Annotated in this window: 15 protein-coding genes and 1 tRNA gene; 11 read left to right on the top strand and 5 right to left on the bottom strand. The window is 71.8% G+C overall.

The window, feature by feature from the left end; translation table 11 throughout:
- The first annotated feature begins 283 nt into the window (after nt 1–283).
- On the top strand, nt 284–1,003 hold the full coding sequence (locus tag OG538_RS17630) for a bifunctional DNA primase/polymerase (RefSeq protein ID WP_406094656.1): 720 nt from the start codon (nt 284–286) through the stop codon (nt 1,001–1,003).
- 715 nt (nt 1,004–1,718) lie between these two features.
- Here OG538_RS17630 and OG538_RS17625 read toward each other — a convergent pair.
- The 3 genes from OG538_RS17625 to OG538_RS17615 form a co-directional block, all read right to left on the bottom strand.
- Nucleotides 1,719–2,684, bottom strand: a complete 966-nt coding sequence (locus OG538_RS17625) for a DUF5926 family protein (protein WP_406094654.1) — start codon at nt 2,682–2,684, stop codon at nt 1,719–1,721.
- 141 nt (nt 2,685–2,825) lie between these two features.
- Nucleotides 2,826–3,509, bottom strand: coding sequence for an ATP-binding protein (locus OG538_RS17620; protein WP_406094652.1), 684 nt, complete (start codon nt 3,507–3,509; stop codon nt 2,826–2,828).
- Between the two features lie 342 nt (nt 3,510–3,851).
- Entirely contained in the window at nt 3,852–4,697 is an 846-nt protein-coding gene (locus OG538_RS17615; RefSeq protein ID WP_406094650.1) for a glycerophosphodiester phosphodiesterase, read from the bottom strand.
- A 189-nt stretch (nt 4,698–4,886) separates the two neighbouring features.
- On the opposite strand from OG538_RS17615, the gene OG538_RS17610 reads away from it, so the two are divergent.
- The gene (locus OG538_RS17610) at nt 4,887–6,377 is read left to right on the top strand and encodes a S1C family serine protease (protein ID WP_406094648.1); all 1,491 of its coding nucleotides are present in this window, start codon (nt 4,887–4,889) and stop codon (nt 6,375–6,377) included.
- 53 nt (nt 6,378–6,430) lie between these two features.
- Nucleotides 6,431–6,517, top strand: a tRNA-Ser gene (locus OG538_RS17605).
- Between the two features lie 230 nt (nt 6,518–6,747).
- Here OG538_RS17605 and OG538_RS17600 read toward each other — a convergent pair.
- Entirely contained in the window at nt 6,748–7,626 is an 879-nt protein-coding gene (locus OG538_RS17600; protein ID WP_406094646.1) for a bifunctional DNA primase/polymerase, read from the bottom strand.
- 311 nt (nt 7,627–7,937) lie between these two features.
- Here OG538_RS17600 and OG538_RS17595 point away from each other — a divergent pair, with 311 nt between their 5' ends.
- The 8 genes from OG538_RS17595 to OG538_RS17560 all read left to right on the top strand — a co-directional run bounded on the left by OG538_RS17595 (nt 7,938) and on the right by OG538_RS17560 (nt 16,082).
- A complete protein-coding gene (locus OG538_RS17595) occupies nt 7,938–8,249 on the top strand; it encodes a hypothetical protein (RefSeq protein WP_406094644.1) in 312 nt (103 codons plus the stop codon).
- Between the two features lie 219 nt (nt 8,250–8,468).
- Nucleotides 8,469–9,644: an acyl-CoA dehydrogenase family protein gene (locus tag OG538_RS17590; protein ID WP_406094642.1), complete on the top strand. Its 1,176-nt coding sequence runs from the start codon at nt 8,469–8,471 to the stop codon at nt 9,642–9,644.
- Entirely contained in the window at nt 9,641–10,612 is a 972-nt protein-coding gene (locus OG538_RS17585; protein ID WP_406094640.1) for a bifunctional MaoC family dehydratase N-terminal/OB-fold nucleic acid binding domain-containing protein, read from the top strand. The genes OG538_RS17590 and OG538_RS17585 overlap by 4 nt, the downstream gene beginning before the upstream one ends.
- 1 nt (nt 10,613) lies before the next feature.
- Nucleotides 10,614–11,792: an acyl-CoA dehydrogenase family protein gene (locus OG538_RS17580; protein ID WP_406094638.1), complete on the top strand. Its 1,179-nt coding sequence runs from the start codon at nt 10,614–10,616 to the stop codon at nt 11,790–11,792.
- The gene (locus OG538_RS17575; protein WP_406094636.1) at nt 11,789–12,184 is read left to right on the top strand and encodes a MaoC family dehydratase; all 396 of its coding nucleotides are present in this window, start codon (nt 11,789–11,791) and stop codon (nt 12,182–12,184) included. Before OG538_RS17580 ends, OG538_RS17575 begins: the two co-directional genes overlap by 4 nt.
- The gene (locus tag OG538_RS17570; RefSeq protein WP_406094635.1) at nt 12,181–13,347 is read left to right on the top strand and encodes a lipid-transfer protein; all 1,167 of its coding nucleotides are present in this window, start codon (nt 12,181–12,183) and stop codon (nt 13,345–13,347) included. The genes OG538_RS17575 and OG538_RS17570 overlap by 4 nt, the downstream gene beginning before the upstream one ends.
- Nucleotides 13,348–13,538: 191 nt before the next feature.
- Nucleotides 13,539–14,234, top strand: a complete 696-nt coding sequence (locus OG538_RS17565) for a SigE family RNA polymerase sigma factor (RefSeq protein ID WP_406094633.1) — start codon at nt 13,539–13,541, stop codon at nt 14,232–14,234.
- Nucleotides 14,235–14,432: 198 nt separating this feature from the next.
- The gene (locus OG538_RS17560) at nt 14,433–16,082 is read left to right on the top strand and encodes a long-chain fatty acid--CoA ligase (RefSeq protein ID WP_406094631.1); all 1,650 of its coding nucleotides are present in this window, start codon (nt 14,433–14,435) and stop codon (nt 16,080–16,082) included.
- 92 nt (nt 16,083–16,174) lie between these two features.
- Here the strand turns inward: OG538_RS17560 and OG538_RS17555 are convergent, their stop codons facing one another.
- Nucleotides 16,175–20,449: a PAS domain-containing protein gene (locus OG538_RS17555; RefSeq protein ID WP_406094629.1), complete on the bottom strand. Its 4,275-nt coding sequence runs from the start codon at nt 20,447–20,449 to the stop codon at nt 16,175–16,177.
- Nucleotides 20,450–20,512 lie beyond the last annotated feature (63 nt).

The following is a 20,512-nucleotide window of genomic DNA, read 5'->3' as shown; positions in this document are numbered from 1 at the left end:
CTGACAGCGGGCCCGGACGTCCTCACCTGTGACGGCCGCGCCCCCTCCCCGAGTGGCGAGGCTGTACGACGGACGGCAGGGGCGGTCGGCGCCCTGCACCTCGCCATGATTTCGACTGGAACCGGCTCGATTCGGCTCAGCACAGCTCACGCTCGGTACCGAAGACCAACCCGTACCGCAGGCTAGACGAGCATGTACACACAGTGAAGATCCGCACACGTGGTGTGACGCGCGCGTGGTGTGATGTGGACCCTCGGCGTTCAACGGAAAGGAACGAGCGCTCATGCGCGAGATCCTCGGAAGGCGACGCAGGATGCGACTCGGACGCAAGGGCGGGACCGCCCGCCTCGACGCGGCCCTGACCTGTGCGACCGCATGGCAGTGGCCCGTGCTCCCAGGGGTGGGCCTCCAGCCGGCCGACAGTCGCGGTGAGCGCGGCCGCGGGTGCGCCTGTCCCGATCCCGACTGCGCCGTGCCTGGCGCGCACCCCTTCGATCCCGGACTGCTCGCCGCTACGACCGATGCCAGGATGGTGCGCTGGTGGTGGACGAACCGGCCTGCCGCGCCGGTCCTGCTGGCCACGGGTGGGCGTGCGCCGTGCGCACTGAGCCTGCCGGCGGTGGCGGGGGCCCGCGCGCTGGCCGAGCTCGACCGGATGGGCACGCGGCTGGGCCCCGTGGTGGCGACGCCCACCCGGTGGTTGCTGCTGGTCGCTCCGTACACCCTCGAACGACTTGGTGAACTGCTGCACGCGCAGGACTGGGTGCCCAGTTCGCTGCGGTTCCATGGAGAGGGCGGATATCTCGTCCTTCCGCCGTCCGAGATCGGCACGGGGCAGGTGCGCTGGGAGCGGGCGCCGGACAGTGCTCGGCCGGCCCCCGGTGGCGGAATGCCGGTCCAGCCGGTGGCGTCGCCGTGGCTGCCTGATGTGGGGGCGGTCCTGGACGCGTTGGTCGAGGCGAGCAACAGTGCCCCGGACGGTGGAAGCCGTCTCGCGTATTGACGACGAGCTGCCCGGCGGCGGCGTCCGCGGCGCGGTGGCGTTCACCCGGGTCGCTTCTGTTCGCCTGCGCCCTTGATCCGTAGCTGTTCTCGGACCGACTTCATTACCGAGCGCTGTCGGCCCCCTGGCGCGTTCCCTTCCGGGGGACGTGAGGGGTGGGGATCGTTTCGGTCATTTCGTGAGGACCGTTTCGGTCATGCAAAGTCTGCCGATGCAAAGCCCACGCGTGGCCGACTTTCTGATGCGCTTTCCGGAAAACGTTCGAGCTGTCCTCGAAGATCTCTTCGGGAGCTGTTTCGCGGCGCAATCGGAAAAGAGGTGCCCGGCGACTTCTGTCCGATACCGAGCGCTCCGGCCATCGTGCGTCAGTCGCTGTCGACGTCGAGTCCAACAGGGCACTCGCTGTGGCGGGTTGACGCCGGGCCGTGCGGAAGTCGCCTCAAGGCCGTCGGGAGGACGACAGAGGCAGAAGCTGGGGGGCGTGACCGGGGCGTGTGCGCGGTACGTGCGCCGATCGGTGCGCCGTGCGCTCCGGTCCCGGACATGAGGATGCCCGATCGCTGGCGACGGGGGATGCACCAGCGACCGGGCTTCTAGAACGGTAACAAGAGATCTGCCGTTCGCAAATTCGATCTCGTGTATTCGGACAGCGATTTACCTGTGAGTACGGTGAGTTGTGACGGGCGTCACCGCACGGCACCGGTGATGGTCACCGTCAGCTGAGCGTCACTTGGCGGTTGGTGAGCCCGCCACGTGCCCGCCGCTCCTCGGCCGTGAGCGGTGTGTCCGACGCGAGCGCCGTCGCGAGCCGCTCCGCGAACGCGGCGGCGGGCTTCTCGCACTCCTCGGCACCCATCGCGCTCGGCAGGTCCCAGACCGGGACCATCAAGCCGTGTGCGCGGAAGGAACCGACCAGCCGGGTCCCCTCGCCGAGCGACGAGGCGCCGGCGGCGTGCAGCCGGGCGAGCGCGTCGAGAAGCTGCTCCTCGGGGTGCGGCATGACCCAGCGCAGGTGGTTCTTCTCCGGGGTCTCGCACCAGTAGGCGGCGTCCACTCCGGAGAGGAGGACGGTCGGGAGCGCCGCGTCGTTGGCACGCTCCAGGGATGCGGACACCTCGGCCGTGGCGTTCTCCGCGTCCGGTACCCAGAACTCGAAGCCCGGGTGGACGACCGGTGTGAACGGCGCGTCGGCGTCCAGGAGGTCCTGGAGCCGCGGGCCTTCGGCCGGTACGCGCCTGGCGGCGACGGGCGAGCCCGGCTCGGCCTCCAGCGCTCGCTGCAGGGTGTCGGCGAGGTCGCGGCTGAGGTCGCCCGACGAGGTGTCGTTCTGCAGAGCGAGCAGCACCGAACCGTCGTCGCGGCGCAGTGCGGGCCACGCCATCGGGAGGACGGTCGCGAGCGTCACCGACGGCACGCCCTCGGGCAGTCCGCCCTTCAGCGTCAGTTCGACCGTGGCGGCGGGCACCAGCTCGCGCAGCGCGACCCAGTCGCATTCGCCGGCCAGCCCTTCGAAGGGGCGCTGGACCAGCTCGGCCACGGCCTGGGCGGCCGCCCGGCCGTGACAGGCCTTGTACCGGCGGCCCGAACCGCACGGGCAGGGCTCGCGAGCCCCGACCACCGGAATCTCGCCGTCCGTGAGCTGCTGCTTCCCGGCTTTGGTCTGAGGGCGCTTCTTCGCCATGGTGGACTTTCTCCCGATTGCGACAGTGCGGTCTGGGCCGCGAGCCTAGCCGCCCGTGCGTCGCCCGGGGCACAGTCGGCCCGGCAGGCAGCTTCCCGGGGACACCACGTGCGGCACCGCCGGCGCGGCGCGCCGCCCCGGTCAGACCACGTCGTCGAAGGCCCCGGCGAAATCCAGCCCGTCGAGGCCTGTCGCGCCGGTTGCTCCCGCGCTGCCGCCCGGCCGCCCTGTCATGCCCGGGGCCCGCCCGTTGCGCCGCGCGTCCGGCCCTTCCTCGGGGCGGCCGCGCTCCACGCCGTGCCCCTCGTTGACCAGCACCCAGACCGTGACCTCGCCCGACGAGTCATCTCGCACGCCCCACTCCTCGGCGAGCGCGCTGATGATGTTGAGGCCCCGGCCCCCACGAGCGGTCACCGACGGAGTGGCCGGAACCGGCCGGGTAGGGCCGCCGCCGTCCGTCACCTCGACGGTCAGTCCGCCCGCTCTGTCGACGCGCCAGGCGGCGCGCACGTCGCCGTCTCCCACGTCGGAGTGCCGGCCCAGCGGCCTGCCGTGCCGGCAGGCGTTGCTGAGCAGTTCGGAAAGGATCAATACAGCATCGTCGACTACCGCATCCGACACCCCATGGCTGCGCAACTGCTCACGCATCCGGTGCCGTGCCTGACCCACGCCCGCAGGGCCATGGGGTACGGCCATGCTCGACGACGTGGGCACTTCCTGTGCCACCACCAACGCCACCCCCGAGACCTCCTTTGCCCCACGCCACGGAGTGGATGCCCCCCTGGGCTGGACCGGAAACCGGCCAATGGCCTGCGAGTGACGCACTCGTGACGATCGAGTACGCCCCGAATGCGCCGGTGTACTCCCTGTAGTCGATGCCGAGGGGTTGCCGCCCCGCCGGGGACGGGCCCTGGGCCTCTCGTCCGGACCATGCGGCTCGTGGGGCCCGGCACGCACTCCCCCGAGGTCTCGGCTTCGCTCGCCAGGGGGCGCCCTCCGGCGCCGTCGTCGGTCGCCCACGCTCCGCAGTGGCCCCTCCGCCGCCTCGCAGCCGCCCGCACCGGACCCCGGTCCCTGAGCCGGCTGATCCGAACGAAAGGGTCCGAGGGCGTGTTTCGAAAGTCGAGCCCGTCCTCCGAGCGGACGGCGCTACTTTCGAAACAGGCCCTAGGAGCGTCCCAGCTGTGCCAGCACCTGCTTCGGGCGGTTGGTGATGATGGCCTCGACGCCGAGCCGGACGCAGAGGTCCACGTCCTCCGGATCGTTGACCGTCCAGACGTGTGCCCGATGACCGGAGCGGTGCAGGCGGTCGATGTACCCCGGGTGGCTGCGTACGATCCGCATCCCCGGCCCCGCGATGCGGGCCCCCGCCGGCAGTCGTCCGTCACGCAGCCGCGGCGAGACGAACTGCATCAGATAGACGGTGGGCAGTTCGGGTGCGGCGTCCCGGATGCGGTGCAGTGAGCGCGCCGAGAAGCTCATGATGCGGACCGGCGAGGGAGCGTAGGACGGCGGAACGTCGAGCTCGAAACGCTTCAGCAGGTGCAGCAGCCGCTCCTCGACCTGGCCGGCCCAGCGTGTCGGGTGCTTCGTCTCGATCGCCAGCTGGACCGGACGGCCGGCGGCTCTCGTCTCGACGACGAGCTCGAGGAGCCTCTCCAGCGTGAGTACGGAAGTGAGCTCTCCGGGCACCGGATCCCAGTCCGGGGACTCCGCCTCGTCGTGGTCCTTCCACGAGCCGAAGTCGAGGGCCGCGAGTTCGTTGAGTTCCAGCGTGGAAACCGCACCGCGGCCGTTGGAGGTGCGGTTCACCCGGCGGTCGTGCACGCAGACCAGATGGCCGTCGGCGGTGAGTCGTACGTCGCACTCCAGGGCGTCGGCGCCGTCCTCGATCGCCTTCCGGTACGCGGCCAGGGTGTGCTCGGGGGCGTCGTCGGACGCGCCCCTGTGTGCGATGACCTGGATGGGATGCTGGCTGGGGCGCTGCTGCCGTGCTTGGGTCACCCGCATCATGGTGTCACCGGGAGACCATGGGTGCGCGCACCTTGCAGCGCGAGACCGTTTTGTCCGGTGTAAGGGGCCGTGCACAGATGCACAGGTCCTGCTTACAGTGGCCTGACGTGCTGTGGGAAAAGCTGACTCCAGACACGTACACAGCGGATCTCTTGCCGAACATGATGTGGAACCGAGGAGTAAAGAGCTGTGAGCACAGAGAACGAGGACAACGAGGGCACCGCGGCCGAGGCCGGCCCGTCCGTTCCGTCCGCACCTCCAGTGCCGGCCGACGCTCCCCAGGGAGTCCCCGAGAGCGCGCCTGCCGCCCCGCCGCACCCGGACGCGACGGCCACACAGCAGCAGCCGGCCTCCCCCGCCCCGGACCCGGCGACCACCCCTACGGCCCCGGCCCCGGCGGCCGCGCCGCAGTACGCGCCCCCGCCCGCACCGCAGCCCGCGGCCGACGCCGGCTGGCCCCCGCCCCCGCCTGCGGTCCCGGCCTACGCTCACGGGCACGGGGCGCAGGGCGGCGGCCCGGCGTGGGGCCCGCCCGGTCAGTTGCAGACGCCCGACGCGCCGCGCAAGCGGGGCGCGGGGGGCCTGGTGGCCGCGGTGGTCGTGGCGGCACTCGTCGCGGGCGGCGTCGGCGGAGCCCTCGGTTTCTGGGCCGCCGACAACAACGGATCCGGCTCCTCCGGTTCGACCACGGTCGCCGCGTCGGGCAATCCCCAGGACCTCAAGCGTGACCCGGGCACGGTCGCGGGCGTCGCGGCCAAGGCACTCCCCAGCGTGGTCACGATCGACGCGCAGGGTGGTGACGGCGAGGGCGGTACCGGCACCGGCTTCGTGTACGACAAGGAAGGCCACATCCTCACGAACAACCACGTGGTGGCCTCCGCGGCGGACAGCGGTCAGCTCACGGCGACGTTCTCCAACGGCAGGAAGTACGACGCAGAGGTGGTCGGCCGGGCGCAGGGCTACGACGTGGCCGTGCTGAAGCTCAAGAACCCGCCGCAGGGCCTCACACCGCTGCCGCTGGGCAACTCGGACCAGGTGGCGGTGGGTGATTCGACGATCGCGATCGGCGCCCCGTTCGGCCTGTCCAACACGGTCACCACGGGCATCATCAGCGCGAAGAACCGCCCGGTGGCCTCCGGTGACGGCTCCGGCGGCAGCAACTCGTACATGAGCGCGCTGCAGACCGATGCCTCGATCAACCCGGGCAACTCGGGCGGTCCGCTGCTGAGCGCCGGCGGCGCGGTCATCGGCATCAACTCGGCGATCCAGTCGACCGGCAGCAGTGGCCAGAGCCAGGCCGGATCCATCGGCCTCGGCTTCGCGATCCCGATCAACCAGGCGAAGAACGTCGCCCAGCAGCTGATCAAGACCGGTCAGCCCGTCTACCCGGTCATCGGCGCCACGGTGACGATGGACGAGAAGACCGGTGGTGCGGTCATCTCGGACCAGGGCGCGGGTGGCACGGAAGCGGTCTCGAAGGACGGTCCCGCTGCCCGTGCAGGTCTGAAGGCGGGTGACGTCATCACGAAGTTCAACGACACCGTCGTCGACAGCGGCCCGACCCTGATCGGTGAGATCTGGACCCACAAGCCGGGCGACAAGGTCACGCTGACCTACAAGCGCGACGGCAAGACGTCCACGGTGGAAGTCACCCTGGGCGAGCGCAAGGGTGACAGCTGACCGGCTAGGCTGTCCTCCGCGTCGAAGTCGGTTCCCACCGGCGGCTGATGCGGGGTGGGTTGCCCGAGCGGCCTAAGGGAACGGTCTTGAAAACCGTCGTGGCAGCGATGTCACCGTGGGTTCAAATCCCACACCCACCGCAGGTGAACGGCCCCTGACCAGGTAATTCGGTCGGGGGCCGTTCGCGTGTCCACTGCCCGGCCCGATGCTGTGGATCCGCTCGCCGCCGGCGGATCGGGCACGGCAGGGGCATGGACCGCTTCCTGGGTTTGGCGGGAGGAGCCGGACGCCGGGCAAACGGCTGAGACGCGTGGATCCCGCCCGTCATCGAACGCGCCGAGAGAGCGCCTCGCGCATGCCCGGGACCTCGTCAGCTCGGAGGCTCGCAGCGGGTGGTGGTGAGGCGGGCGGCGGAGGCGATGGTGGCGCGGGCCTCGTGTTCGGGGAGGCCGGTGTGGACGGCGGCCCGGGTGAGGGCGTCGGCCACGGTGTCGCCGAAGCCGTGTTCGTAGGCGCGGCACGCAGCCCAGAAGAGCCGGGTGTTGCGCTGGCCCTCGCCCGCGGCCAGAACGAACTGGATGAGGCCGCGGCCCTGATCGGTACGGCCGTCGTGTTGGCGGAGACGGGCCGGGGGTGTCAGCAGGCGGAGGAGGGCGCTCGGGCACGGCGCCGGCGGGAGGGTGCCGGTGCCGGGTACGAGGCGGTAGGTGCCGTGCGCGGTGACCGAGCCTGGGCCGACCAGGTAGCCGCCGGTGCCGCGGATGTCGATGCCGGGCGCGAGGCGGCCGGCCGAGTTCGGTACGGGCACGTCGGGTGGGCCGGAGAGCCAGGTGTGGCGGCCGCCGCTGGGGGTGAGCACGGTGACGGTCGGCGGGATGGTGAACAGGTGCTGCAGGGCGAGGTGTTGCAGAGCCGCCAGTGAGTCGGTCCGGCCGGCGGGGCCGATGTCGAGGTCGACGCCGATGAGGTGGTGCGGGGCACGGCCGCAGGCGATGCCGTAGCCGGTGGCCCAGGGGGCGGCGGCGAAGAGGGCGCGCACGGCGGTCGGGTCCGTGGTGGCGTCGTGGACGCCGTGACCGAGCCGGCCGCAGGCGCCCCGGCAGCCGGAGGGGCGGCTCTCGCCGTGGTGCGGGGAGCGCAGGGCGGGGAGTTTCGTGGCGGACAGTGGGATGACGGGGAGCCCGTGCTCGGCGGCGGAGAGCGCGTGGGCCTGGGCCAGGGTGGCGGTTCGCCGGTCGGTGGTGGCCATGGTCCTATGTTCGTACGAATGTTCGAATAAGGGAAGAGGGGGAGGGTTCGCGGGTGAGGGCCGGTGGAGGTGGCGGAACGCTTCTTCCCCCGCGGGGTGCGAGTGTGCTGCGTGTACCTGGGTTGACCTGGTTGTTTGCGGGATCTGGGGTTTACTTTCGCTTCCTCATGCTTGCGGGGGAATCGGATCGCATGGGCGGTTCGGTGGGGTGATGCTGGGCAACTTTGATCTTGCGACGTCGTGACGATCACCGGGGCGGTCGGCCAATCGGCCCGGATTCACCCTTACGTTCGGTTCCTGGAGGAATAGACATGGCAAGCATCCGTACCGCTCGCGCCCTCGCCGTTGTTGCCGCCTTGCCTCTTGCTGCCGCGCTCTTCAGTGGCGTGGCCCAGGCCGACAACGGCGCATTCGCGAATGGCGGATCGAATGCGGGCGTGGCCACGATCAGCGGCAGCGGGATCGGTGGGGACAACTTCGGCAATTCGTCCACCTCGCAACAGCAGGCCACCGGCTCCGGGGCGTCGAACCAGAGCAACTCCGCCCAGGTCAATGGCTCGGCGTTCACCGACATCGATCAGTCCACCCACAACCTCGCGGTGAACTTCACCAGGCTCTGGTGAACCGGTGATGCCGTGGTCCGGTCGGGGGGCCGGGCCGCGGTCGGGGGGGATTGACGGCCTGCGTGCCGCCGCTGCGGTGGCGGACGCGGGCCGTTCGGCCTTCGGGGTCAGTTGGTGAACCGGGGTGGGTGCGGCCGTCCGGTGCCTTGACAGTCGAGCGTTATCTGACGGACAGTCAGAAACCTTGAGTCTTGTGCCCGTTCCCGGGAGGCAGTCGCCGTGCATCTGGCCCCTACCGAGCGCCAGCAGGAGCTGCGCGCCCAACTACGCGTCTACTTCCGTGAGGTGATGCCAGAAGGGGGCGGGCCCGCCGGGCCGGCCCACCAGGATCAGGATGCGCAGAAGCGGTTGCTGCGTCGCATCGGGGCCGACGGGTTGCTCGGTCTGGGCTGGCCCGTCGAGTACGGGGGGCAGGGCCGCGGCGCGGACGAGCAGTTCGTGTTCTTCGACGAGGCCTACCGGGCGGGCGCCCCGGTCTCCATGGTTACGCTCAACACCGTCGGCCCCACGCTCATGAAGTACGGGACAGAGGCGCAGAAGGAGTACTTCCTGCCGCGCATCCTGGCCGGCGAGCTCGTCTTCGCCATCGGGTACAGCGAGCCGGAGGCCGGGACCGACCTTGCCGCGCTGCGGACCAGGGCCGTACGGGACGGTGACTCCTGGGTCATCGACGGCCAGAAGATCTTCACGAGCAACGCGCAGAACGCGGACTGGATCTGGCTCGCCTGCCGTACGGATCCGGACGTGCCCAAGCACCGGGGCATCTCGATCGTCCTGGTGCCGACGGACGCGCCAGGCTTCTCCTGGACGTCCATCGAGACCGTGGGCGGCCTCACGACAACGGCCACGTATTACGACGGCGTGCGGGTACCGGCATCCGCGCTGGTGGGCGCTGAGAACGGCGGCTGGGGGCTGATCACCAACCAGCTGAACCATGAACGGGTGGCGCTCGCCGCGATCGGCATGCAGGCCGAGGACTTCTACGAAGCGGCGCTCGACTTCGCCCGCACCGCCGACCCCGTGACGGGGCGGCGGCCGGCCGACGAGCCGTGGGTCCGCTCCCGGCTGGCCGAGGCGCACGCCCGGCTTGCGGCGACGCGCCTGCTCAACTGGCGTCTGGTGGGGGCCGTGGGAGCGGGAGCGCTGGCTCCCGGAGACGCGAGCGGCGTGAAGTTCGCGGGGACCGAAAGCGCTGTGGAGGTGTATCGCATGTGCCAGGAGATCACCGGCGACGCCGGCATGCTCCGAGGCGATTCGCCCGGCTCCTTCGGGGACGGGGAGCTGGAGCGGATGAACAGGGCGGCACAGATCAACACCTTCGGGGGCGGCGTGAGCGAGGTGCAGCGGGAGATCGTCGCGACGATGCGGCTCGGAATGAAGAGGGGGAAGAGGTGAGGGCCGGACAGGGTGTGCTGGACGAGTTGTACGAGCGGCTCAGGGCGTACGAGGGCCGGGTGGCGGCGACCGCGGGCGTCGGCAAGGACCTCGTCAACGAGGCGATGATCAGGCACTGGTGCGAGGCGATGGGCGACACGCACCCTGCCTACAGCGGGCCCGGCGCAGTCGCCCCACCGGCGATGCTCCAGGCATGGACGATGGGCGGGCTGTCGGGACACACGGACCGGAGCGGGGCCTACGACGAACTGTCCGGCCTCCTCGACGAGGCCGGATACACCTCCGTGGTCGCGACCGACTGCGAGCAGGAGTACCTGCGTCCTCTGCGACCCGGGGACCGGATCACCTTCGACGCGGTGATCGAAGCGGTGTCGGAGCGCAAGACGACGAAGCTGGGGACGGGCTACTTCGTCACTACGCGCATGGATGTCCGGGCGCAAGGCGAACCGGCCGGGACACACCGCTTCCGCATACTCAAGTACGCGCCCGCGAACCCGAAGCCGAAGCCGAAGAGAGAGGGGACAGGGGCGGGTACGGGGGTGGCGAAGGGGGCCACGCTGCGGTCCAGGCCGGTGGTCAACCGTGACAACGCCGGATTCTGGGAGGGCGTCGCCGCTCACCGGCTGCTGATACAGCGCTGCACGGCGTGCGGAAGCCTCCGCTTCCCCTGGTTGCCGGGATGCAACGTCTGCGGCTCGCCCGCGTGGGACACGGTCGAAGCATCGGGCGAGGGCACGGTCTTCAGTCATGTCGTGATGCACCACCCACCCTTCCCCGCGTTCAGCGAGAACGGCGAGGGCGGGCCGTACGCGGTGGCGCTGATCGAGCTCGCGGAGGGCGTCCGCATGGTCAGCAACGTCATCGGGGTGCCGTGCGACAAGGTGGGGGTGGGCATGCCGGTGCGGCTGGAATTCCTGCGGGCTGACCCCGAGTTGGTTCTGCCGGTCTTCCGGGGGAGTGAGGGCTGACATGGACTTCACGCCGAGCGAGGAACAGTCCGCGGCGCAAGGGCTGGCGGCCCGGATCTTCGGCGACCTGTCGACGCACGACCGTCTCGCCGCAGCCGGCAGTGGGACGGACACCGAGCTCTGGAAAGAACTCTGCGCGGCCGGACTGCCCGGAGCAGCCGAGGAGACCGGACTTCTCGGGCTGGTGCTGCTGGCGGAGGAACAGGGCCGGACGACCGCGCAGGTGCCCTTCGTGGCGAGCTGCGTGTACGGGCTCCTCGCCGTCGCCGAGCACGGCACGGACGAACAGCGCGGACGCCTGCTGCCATCGTTCCGGGACGGTACGGCCGTGGCAACGGGGGCCTTCCCGGCCCACGCGACGGTCCGTGCGGAGTCGGGGGGCCGGTTGGGCCGAGCGGGGTTGCCGGAGACGGGCACAGGCCTGAGCGCCATGGCCCGTGCGGAGTCGGGGGGCCGGTTGGGCCGAGCGGGGTTGCCGGAGACGGGCACAGGCCTGAGCGCCACGGTCCGTGCGGAGTCGGGCGACCGCCTCAGCGGCACCGTCCCGCTGGTGCCGTGGCTGCGGGACGCCACCCACGTCCTGGTCGCGGCCGCGGACCGGACCCTGTGGATCGTGCCGACCGCGGACCCCGGAGTGGTGACCGTACCGGTGGAGACCACGGCCCCCTGGGCGGCCGCGCGGCTGGTGCTGGCCGGGGCGCCCGCGGAGCGGCTGGGTGGATCGGGGGCGTACGCGCAGATGCTGGCTACCGCGCGGACGGCGTTCGCCGGGGTGCAGGCGGGGGTGTGTGCCGGCTCACTGGCCCGAGCGGTGGAACACACCGGCACCCGCGAGCAGTTCGGGCGTCCTCTCTCCACCAACCAGGCGGTGCTCCTGCGGGCCGCCGACGCGTACATGGACACCGAGGCGATACGCGTCACGGCGTACGAAGCGGCGTGGCGGCACGACGAGGGGCTGACGTATAGGGAACAGGCGCTGACCGCGGCGTGGTGGGCGTCCGAGGCCGGAAAGCGGGTCGTCCACGCGGGGCAGCATCTGCACGGCGGAACGGGCGCCGACCTCGACCATCCCGTGCACCGCCACTTCCTCTGGGGGCGTCAACTCGACGCGTACCTCGGCGGCAGCGGGAGTGTGATTCAGGAACTCGGCGAGCTACTGGTGAAGGAGGGACCCAAGTGAAGGCCGGTGAGGAACTCGCACCGCTGGAGATCGCGGTGACCCGCACCTTGATCGTGGCGGGCGCGATCGCCTCCCGCGACTACCAGGACGTGCATCACGACGCGGAGCTGGCACGGGAGAAGGGGTCCCCGGACATCTTCATGAACATCCTGACGACCAACGGCCTGGTCGGGCGGTACGTCACCGACCGGTTCGGTCCCACGGCCGTGCTCAGGAGGGTCGCCATCAGGCTAGGCACCCCGAACTACCCGGGCGACACCATGGTGTTGAGCGGCACGGTCACCTCCGTGGCAGAGGACGGGACGACCGAGGTGTCGATCGTCGGGGTCAACGGGATCGGCAGACACGTGACCGGCACGGTGACCGTCGGTGTTCCGGAGGGGTCCGCATGAGCGTACGCAGAGCCGATTCGCTCGGCGGCAGGGCGGCGGTGGCGGGCATCGGCGCCACCGAGTTCTCCAAGGACTCGGGCCGCAGCGAGCTCAAACTGGCCGTCGAGGCCGTGCACGCCGCGCTCGACGACGCTGGGCTCGCACCCGCCGACGTCGACGGACTGGTCACCTTCACCATGGACACCAGCCCCGAGATAACCGTCGCGCAGGCGGCCGGCATCGGCGAGCTGTCGTTCTTCTCGCGCATCCACTACGGCGGTGGCGCGGCCTGCGCCACCGTCCAGCAGGCGGCCCTTGCTGTCGCCTGCGGAGTGGCGGACGTCGTGGTCTGCTACCGGGCGTTCAACGAGAGGTCGGGGCGCCGCTTCGGCTCCGGGGTGCAGCAGCGGGAACCCACGGCCGAGGGAACCGCGCTCGGCTGGAACCTGCCCTTCGGGCTGCTCACGCCCGCCTCCTGGGTGGCCATGGCGGCCCAGCGCTATCTGCACACCTACGGGCTGACACCCGAGGCGTTCGGCCATGTCGCGGTCACCGACCGGCGCCATGCCGCCAACAACCCGGCTGCGTACTTCTACGGGAAGCCGATCACCCTCGCCGACCATGCCGCCTCCCGATGGATCGTCGAACCTCTGCGGCTGCTCGACTGCTGTCAGGAGACCGACGGCGGACAGGCGATCGTCGTCACCAGCGCGGAGCGGGCTCGGGACCTGCGGCAGCCGCCCGCGGTGATCGTCGCGGCCGCCCAGGGTGCCGGACGGGCGCAGGAGCAGATGACGAGCTTCTACCGCGACGATCTGACCGGGCTGCCGGAGATGGGCGTTGTCGCCCGCCAGCTGTGGCGCAACTCGGGCATGGCCCCTGCCGACATCGACGTGGCGGTCCTGTACGACCACTTCACCCCGTTCGTGCTGATGCAACTGGAGGAGTTCGGCTTCTGCGGTCCGGGTGAGGCCGCGGACTTCGTGGCCGCCGACGCACTTCCCCTGAACACCCATGGCGGACAGCTGGGGGAGGCCTACCTGCACGGGATGAACGGCATCGCGGAGGCGGTCCGGCAGATCCGGGGGACATCGGTGAACCAGATACCCGGTGCGGCCACCTCCCTGGTCACGGCCGGTACGGGGGTGCCGACCTCGGGCCTCTTGCTGGGCCGGGCACGGTGAGCAGCCGGACCCTGCCCGGGAAGGGCGGGCCGAGGGCCGGAGCCGGGCTCTCGGGGACGACCCTGAGTTCGGGAGGACGGCACCTCCACCTACAGGAGGTGGAGGCGGTCCCGTTCCTACACCCTGAGGCGGACGCCGTTTCGGGACCTGGGGGCGATCCCCGCGGCGGCGCCCGCTCCTAGCGTGGAGCCATGACCACGCCAGTCTGCACGGGCGCCTCCAGGGGAGCCGCTGTCACCGCCCAGGCCGCCCCACGGAGCCAGGCCGTCCCGCGCGCCCACGCCACCGCGCGTACCCCGGCCGCGCGTACCCCGGCCCCCGCGCGTACCTCGGCCCCCGCGCGTACCTCGGCCCCCGAGCGATCGCTGTACGGCGCGCGTGCGCCGTACGTCCCGTATCCGTCGTTCACGTCCTTCGTGAAGGCCCGCGGGCCGGTGCTGCTGCGGGCTGCCCGCTCGCTCACCGCGAATCCCAGCGACGCCGAGGACCTGTTGCAGACCGCGCTGACCAAGACGTACGTCGCCTGGGAGCGGATCGAGGACCACCGGGCGCTCGACGGCTATGTCCGCAGGGCCTTGCTGAACACCCGTACCTCGCAGTGGCGCAAGCGCAAGGTCGACGAGTTCGCCTGTGACGAGCTGCCTGAGCAGGAGACCGTGCCCGGCCCCGATCCGGCCGAGCAGCAGACGCTGCACGACGCCATGTGGCGTGCCGTGCTGAAGCTTCCCGACCGCCAGCGCGCCATGGTCGTCCTGCGCTACTACGAGGACCTCAGCGAGGCCCAGACGGCCGAGGTCCTCGGGGTGTCCGTCGGCACGGTCAAGAGCGCGGTGTCCCGGGCGCTCGGCAAGCTGCGTCAGGACCCGGAGCTGGCGCCCGTCCGGTGATCCGGCGGTCGCTCGAACCGGCGGCCGCTCGCCAGGCGCGAGTCACGGACGTGCCGCGATGCGCCCTCCGGCCTGTCCGGCTGGTGTCATTTGCCGGACGACACCGATTCGTACCCCCGGGAGTAGTGACATACCGCGCGGTATGCGCGCAGAATCAGCGGAACCTTACTGCCGCGTAGCGCCCACCGGGAGGACGCCGTGCTCAGCACCATGCAGGACGTACCGCTGACTGTCACCCGCATCCTGACCCATGGGATGACCATCCACGGGAAGTCGCAGGTCACGACCTGGACCGGAGAGCCCGAGCCGCACCGGCGCAGCTTCGCCGAGATCGGCCGGCGGGCCACCCAGCTCGCCCACGCCCTGCACGACGAGCTCGGCGTCGACGGGGACCAGCGCATCGCGACCCTCATGTGGAACAACGCTGAGCACGTGGAGGCGTACCTCGCGATCCCGTCGATGGGCGCCGTGCTCCACACGCTCAACCTCCGGCTTCCCGCCGAGCAGCTGGTCTGGATCGTCAAGCACGCCGACGACAAGGTCGTCCTCGTCAACGGCTCCCTGCTGCCGCTCCTCGCCCCGCTGCTCCCCCAGCTGACCTCGCTGGAGCACGTGGTCGTCTCGGGGCCCGGTGACCGGTCCGTCCTGGACGGCGCGGCGGTGCGGGTGCACGAGTACGAGGAACTGATCGCCGGGCGTCCCACCAGCTACGACTGGCCCGAGCTGGACGAACGCCAGGCCGCCGCCATGTGCTACACGTCCGGCACCACCGGGGACCCCAAGGGCGTGGTCTACTCCCACCGTTCGATCTACCTGCACTCCATGCAGGTCAACATGTCCGAATCGATGGGCCTGACGGACAAGGACACCACTCTGGTGGTCGTTCCGCAGTTCCACGTCAACGCGTGGGGTCTGCCGCACGCCACGTTCATGTCCGGCGTCAACATGCTGATGCCGGACCGCTTCCTGCAGCCCGCCCCGCTCGCCGACATGATCGAGCGCGAGCGGCCTAGCCACGCCGCCGCCGTCCCCACCATCTGGCAGGGGCTGCTGGCCGAGGTCACGGCCAACCCCCGGGACCTCACCTCGATGGCCAACGTGACCATCGGGGGCGCCGCCTGTCCGCCCTCCCTCATGGAGGCGTACGACAAGCTCGGCGTCCGCCTCTGCCACGCCTGGGGCATGACGGAGACCTCGCCGCTCGGCACCATGGCCAACCCGCCCGCCGGGCTGACCGAGGAACAGGAATGGCCGTACCGCATCACGCAGGGCCGCTTCCCGGCCGGCGTCGAGGCGCGGCTGGTCGGCCCCGCGGGCGAGCACCTGCCGTGGGACGGCGAGTCCGCCGGTGAGCTGGAGGTGCGCGGTGCCTGGATCGCCGGTGCGTACTACGGCGGCGCCGATGGTGAGGCGCTGCGGCCCGAGGACAAGTTCAGCGAGGACGGCTGGCTGAAGACCGGCGATGTCGGTGTGATCAGCCCCGACGGGTTCCTCACGCTCACGGACCGGGCCAAGGACGTCATCAAGTCCGGTGGCGAATGGATCTCCAGCGTCGAGCTGGAGAACGCCCTGATGGCGCACCCGGATGTCGCCGAGGCCGCGGTGGTGGCCGTCCCGGACGACAAGTGGGGCGAGCGTCCGCTCGCCACCGTCGTCCTCAAGGAGGGCGCCACCGCCGACTACGAGGCGCTGAAGACGTTCCTCGCCGTGTCAGGCATCGCCAAGTGGCAGCTCCCGGAGCGTTGGTCGGTCATCGCGTCCGTACCGAAGACGAGCGTCGGGAAGTTCGACAAGAAGGTCATCCGGAAGCAGTACGCGGCGGGCGAGCTGGACATCACCCAGCTCTGAGCCGAGCGATGCGCCGGACATGACGAGGCGGTACGGGATCACTCCCGTACCGCCCTCATCCGTGTGCCGTGCCGGCCGTCCGCGGTGGGCGGTCAGTTCGTGCCGATCTTCGCGAGCAGGTCGACGATGCGGGACTGCACCTCGTCGCTCGTGGAGCGTTCGGCCAGGAAGAGGACCGTCTCGCCCGAGCTCAGCTTCGGCAGCTCGGAGCGGTTCATGTCGGCCGAGGTGTAGACGACCAGCGGGGTGCGGTTCAGCTGGCCGTTGGCGCGCAGCCAGTCGACGATCCCGGCGCGACGGCGGCGTACCTGCATCAGGTCCATCACCACCAGGTTCGGCCGCATGCGGGTGGCGAGCGCGACCGCTTCGCTGTCCGTCGCCGCGCAGGCGACCTGCATGCCCCGCCGCTCCAGCGTCTGCGTCATCGCGAGCGAGATCTCCTCGTGCTCCTCGATGAGCAGGACGCGGGGCGGATGCTGTTCGCTGTCGCGCGGGGCGAGGGCCTTCAGGAGCACGGCGGGGTCGGCGCCGTACGCCGCCTCCCGCGATGCCTGTCCCAGACCGGCCGTCACCAGGACCGGCACCTCGGCCGCCACCGCCGCCTGGCGCAGCGACTGCAGGGCCTTGCGGGTGATGGGGCCGGTCAGCGGGTCAACGAAGAGCGCGGCGGGGAACGCCGCGATCTGCGCGTCGACCTCCTCGCGCGAGTGCACGATCACCGGCCGGTAACCGCGGTCGCTCAGTGCCTGCTGGGTGGAGACGTCGGGGGCCGGCCAGACGAGGAGGCGTCGCGGGTTGTCCAGCGGCTCCGGGGGCAGCTCGTCGTCGACGGGCTGCGGGGACGGGCGGTTGGCGACCTCGACGGCCCCGCCGGGACCGTCCAGCGGCTCCGGTCCCTCGACGGCGCCCTCGTCGGGTGCCCCTATGGCGTACGCGCGTCCTTCGGCCGCCGGAGCGGCGAGCAACTGCCCCGAACCCTGCCCCTGCACGGTGCCGCCCGTGCCGCCGGGGCCGGTCTGCGGGGCAGGCGGCTGCGGTGCGGTGGCGGGGGGCGCGGTGGCTGCCGACGGCAGGGCGGCGCGCTCGTTGCGGTCGCCCTCGGGCGGTGCGGCGAGTTTGCGGCGCCGGCCGGCCCCGCCCCCGAGCGTCTGGTTCTGCTGGTGCGCGATGTGCTGGGCGAACGGCACACCCTGACCCAGCGTCCGCACGCTGAACGCACGCCCCTGGGTCGACTCCGACGACCCCGGCATGGGCGCCTCGGCGGGGAGCGGCTGGCGCCGAGCATCCGGTCCGGGCGAGAGCGTTCGCGGACGGCTTCCTTCGTGCGCGGTCAGGTCTGCGGGGCCGACCGGGCCCACAGAACCGTCGTCGCCCTCGGGAGCGGCGCCGCGGGCATGCCCGGCCGCGGTCGTACCGGTGGTGTGCGTGGTCACGCCGGACCCGGGCAGGCCGGGACCGGCTTCGGGCCTCTCCGGGGCTGCGGGGCCCTGACCCGACGCGTCGTCCATTCCCCAGCCACCGGGCTGTACGGGCGGTGCGGGCTGATCGGACGGGCCGGCCTGTTCCTCCTGCGGGGGCCGGGGTGCGTCGGCGGACCGGGCACGGCGTCGCCCCGTCGGGACCGGGTGCGCCTGCGGTGGGGTGTGGTCGTGCTCCGGCGCGCCGGACACCGCGTCATGGCGCCCGGGCAGCGAGGCATCCGCCTCACCGGCGGTGGGCGGCAGCCGGTCGGCATCCGCGGGCGGGAGCGCGAAGGGGACGCGGGGGCCGGCCTCGGCCTGGGCGGCCCGGTCCTGAGCGGCCGACAGGGCGCGCCGGGCGCGCCGGCCGGCCGGCTGCTGCTGCCCCGGCGCGGTAGCCGGAGTAAGTGCCGGTGCCTGTCCCGGCGTCGGCTGTCCGTGCGTCCGGTCGGTGTCGTCATGGCCGGGGAGGGCCGTGGGACCTGCGGCCTCGACGGCGGTGCCGGTGTTCCCGGCGGCCGTAAGCGCCAGCTGGTTCTCGCCGCCGCCCCGGTGCGTCCGGTGCCCGCCCGCCGGCACCGGCATCGACGCCTCGGCCGGCACACCCTGCGGCGGGACGGTCTGCCCGCGCTGCGGGCGGCCACCTGCCCCCTGGGCGCCCTCGGCGGCCGTCACGACAGAACCCTCCGAGGGCGCGGGTGTCGCGGCCGCGGGCAGTGCGAGGGCCTGCCCCGGCCCCTGCTGCCCGGCAGCGGCCCGGTCTCCGGTCTCCGCCGGGCTGGGCCGGCCGCGCCTGCGCCCGGAGCCCCCGCCCTGCTGGGCCGGAGCGAGTGCGTGCGCGCCCGCCGCGTCGGGCGCGGGCGCACTCGCGGATGCTTCGTTGGACTCGACGGCGGGATTCGCCCCCGCCTCCCGGCGCGCACGCCGGCGCCCGGTCGGCTCGGCCGCCCCGGGCCCGCCGGCCGCGGAGCCGGCAACCTCGGTCTCCGCAGCCCCGATCTCGCCCGTGTCGTCGCTGCCGCCCACGGGGCTGTCCAGGAACGCGTCCGTGGAGGACCTGCGGGCCCGGCGCCCCCGCCTCCCGCCCTCGGGAACCGCGACCTCGCCGGGTGCCCCGGACTCGCCCGGGACCACAGGGACCGGCGGCACCGCGGACGCCGCGGGAGGCATCGAAGGGGCCACGGCGGCTTCCGGAACCGGCGGGGCCTCGACAACCTCGGGGGGCATCGGCGGCATCACGGTCCCCGAACCCGCGCCGAGCGGGACTTCGAGCACGTACGCGCTGCCGCTCATGCCCGGCATCTCGTGCGTCTGGAGCACACCGCCGTGCGCGCGCACGATCCCGCGCACGATCGGCTCGTGCACCGGGTCCCCCCCGGCGAACGGGCCGCGCACCTCGATCCGTACGACATCACCGCGCTGCGCCGCGGCCACGACGACCGTCGAGTCGACGTAACCGCCGCCCGGCACCAGCCGGGCCTTACCGGTCGAGTCGACTCCGGCGACGTCCGCGACCAGATGCGCCAGCGCGGTCACCAGCCGCCCCGCGTCGACCTCGGCCTCGATCGGCGGCGCGTGCACGGCGAACTGGGCTCGGCCGGGGCCGATCAGCTCGACGGCGGCGTCGATACCGGCGGTCACCACACCGTCGAGCAGCACGTTCGCCTTGACGAGCGCCTCGGAACCGGCATCCAGACGCTGGTAGCTCAGGACGTTGTCGACCAGCGTCGTCATGCGCGCGTAGCCCGCGGCGAGGTGGTGCAGGATCTGGTTGGCCTCGGGCCACAGCTGCCCCGCGGGGTCGGCGGCGAGCGTGGACAGCTCACCGCGCAACTCCTCAAGCGGCCCGCGCAGCGACTCGCCGAGCACGGCGGTCAGCTGGCTGTGCCGGGCGGACAGGTCCGCCAGCCGCTCGGTCTGCTCCTCCAGCTCGGAGGCGTACCGCTCGGTGCGGTCCGCGAGCTCGGCCGCGTGCACCTCCACCAGGCGTGTCACCTCGGCGGTGTGCTGTTCGGTGAGGTCCGCGACCTCCGCGGTGTGGCTCGCGGTCAGCTCGGCGACTTCGGACCTGCGCTGCTTGTCGAGCTCCTCGTACGGCCGGCGGTCGGTGAACGTCATGACCGCGCCGACGAGCTGGTCGCCGTCCCGCACGGGCGCGGTGGTCAGGTCCACGGGCACCTGCGCGCCGCTCTTGGACCACAGGACCTGCCCGCGCACCCGATGCTTGCGCCCCGACTTGAGGGTGTCGGCCAGCGGCGATTCCTCGTACGGGAACGGCTCGCCCTCGCCGCGCGTGTGCAGGATCAGCGGATGCAGCTCCTGGCCACCCAGATCGCTGGCGCGGAAACCCAGGATCTGCGCGGCGGCGGGGTTCACCAGGACGACCCGGCCGTCCGTGTCGGTGCCGACGACACCCTCGGCCGCGGCCCGCAGGATCATCTCGGTCTGGCGCTGGGATCGGGCCAGCTCGGCCTCGGTGTCGACGGTGCCCGACAGGTCGCGCACGACGAGCATCAGCAACTCGTCACCCGTATAGCTGCCGCTGTACGAGCTCTGGACGTCGGTGTACGCCGCCTGCCCGTCCTCCAGGCTGGCGCTCGTCACCTCGACGGGGTACTCGTTGCCGTCGGTGCGCCGCGCGGTCATCCGCGTGGGCTTGGTCCGGCCCCGCTCGTCCGCAGCCTCCGGCCTCCGCATCGACCCCGGGATCAGCTTGGAGTCGAACTCCGGCAGCAGATCGAGCAGTCCGCGACCGACGAGCGCGGTGCCCGGCGTCTCGAACATTTCGAGGGCGATGGTGTTGGCGTTGACGACCGTACCGTTGCAGTTGACGAGCAGAAGCCCGTCCGGAAGGGCGTCGAGTATGGCTGCGAGGCGAGCAGCGCCTCGAGATGGCCTGCTGCTCACGACGACGCTTCCTCCCTGGTTACTGCACCTTGCCGACAGCGGGCCCCATCTTGCCCCTCGGGC

It is taken from the genome of Streptomyces sp. NBC_01013 (assembly GCF_045162765.1).
Lineage (GTDB): Bacteria > Actinomycetota > Actinomycetes > Streptomycetales > Streptomycetaceae > Streptomyces.
Note: the sequence above shows the minus strand (reverse complement) of the source record. Positions and strands in the feature narration are given on the sequence as shown.